This window comes from Pseudomonas sp. P4_C3 (genome assembly GCF_056402075.1).
The window spans coordinates 1-1,513 of sequence record NZ_JBFUIC010000590.1 but is presented as its reverse complement, the minus strand read 5'-3'; the positions used below and the strand labels follow the sequence as shown (position 1 = coordinate 1,513).

Genomic DNA, 1,513 nt, shown 5'->3' with positions numbered 1-1,513 from the left:
GTACAGGTGCACGCTGTCCAGTGCCTGGGCCTGTAACCAGGTTTTGATCGACTCAACCATCGGCGGTGGCCCGCAGACGTACATATCAACCTCGCCATCGCGCAGTTCAGCGGCGTCGAAGTGCTCGGCAATGTAGCCGCGCTTGCCGGTCCAGTGCGGTGACGGCTCGCTGACCACCTCGGTGTAGCGCAACCCCGGGATGCGTTGCGCATACGCGTGGATGCGCGCCTGCTCGCACAGGTCGGTTGCATCGCGCACACCGTAGTACAAATGCACGGGTTGCTCGCAGCCGCGTTCGGCGAGCTCGTCGAGCATGCCCAGCGATGCAGAAAGACCGGTGCCACCGGCCACCAGGATCAGCGGCCTGGCGACGTGTCGCAGATAAAAAGCCCCCAGCGGTGCCTCCAGAACGATTTGGTCGCCCACCTGACAGCGTTCGCGGATGTAGTTGCTCATTACCCYGTTGGGAAGCAGGCGAATCAGAAACTGCAGCTGATTGCTGGCGCTCGGCCGATTGGCGAACGAATAAGAGCGCTTGTTCTCGGTGCCCGGGATCCGCAACCGGGCGTATTGTCCCGGCAGGAAATCCAGTGATTGCCCGACCTGACCCAGATCCAGATGCAGGATCGCGGTACTGGCCGAGACCTGTTTGACGTCGCTGACCGTTGCCGTGAGTCGGTCGGGGCCGGCGGCATTGCACAGGCTGGAGGCGAAGTCGAAATAGAACGCCGCGTCGGATTTGACCCGTGTCTGGCAGGTGAGCATTTTGCGTTGTTGCAGGTCCTGGCTGGAGAGGGCTTCCTCATCCACATAGTCCTGGCTGTAATCGCCCGACTCGCAACGCCCCTGGCAGGTTCCGCAGACGCCTTCGCGGCAATCCAGGGGAATGTTGATGCCATTGCGCAGGGCGGCGTCGAGCAGGATTTCGTTGGGTTGTACGGGAAAGAACAGCGTTTTGCCGTCGGCAAAGCTGAACGCGACCTTATGGTTCATGCCCCGGTCTCCTTGGATTCAGATGTGGTAGAAATCGAGTACCGAGTTGATGGTGTCGTTGAGCAGCAGCACATGCTTGCGAGTGATCAGCCAGCTATCGGCGTGTGGCGTGAGGTGATAGGTCGCGCGGYCGAAAAACTGCTCGGATGTCGCCAGGCGGTAGTACAACGTGTGCCAGTTCAGCCGCACCTCCAGCTCGCCGTTTGCAAGCTCGCCGATCCGCACGTTGTTGATCTGATGCAAGGTGCGCGGCATTGGCGTCGAGGACGCGGACTTGCCGGTGCGCAGGCGGAACACGCGGTCTTCCAGGCCTGAACGATTGGGGTAATAGATCAGCGACATTTCGCGTTTGGGGTCGCGGGTGTAGACGTGTTCGGAGTCCCATTGCGGCACGTGGAACTCGCTGTGCTCGGCGAACAGCTGGATGTAGGCATCCCAGTCCTGAGCGTCRCACAGTTCGGATTTGCGATAGAAAAACTGTTCGATCTGGTACTGCAATTGCGCATTCATCATTGCACCT

General features: G+C 60.3%; 2 protein-coding genes. Both read right to left on the bottom strand.

The features are described from left to right. Positions 1-993: anthranilate 1,2-dioxygenase electron transfer component AntC (gene antC / locus AC1DVH_RS30950; RefSeq protein WP_477756993.1), on the bottom strand; the 993-nt coding region annotated here is incomplete at its 3' end. 18 nt (positions 994-1,011) lie between these two features. After that, entirely contained in the window at positions 1,012-1,503 is a 492-nt protein-coding gene (gene antB, locus AC1DVH_RS30945; RefSeq protein WP_477756994.1) for an anthranilate 1,2-dioxygenase small subunit, read from the bottom strand. Between the last annotated feature and the right edge of the window lie 10 nt (positions 1,504-1,513).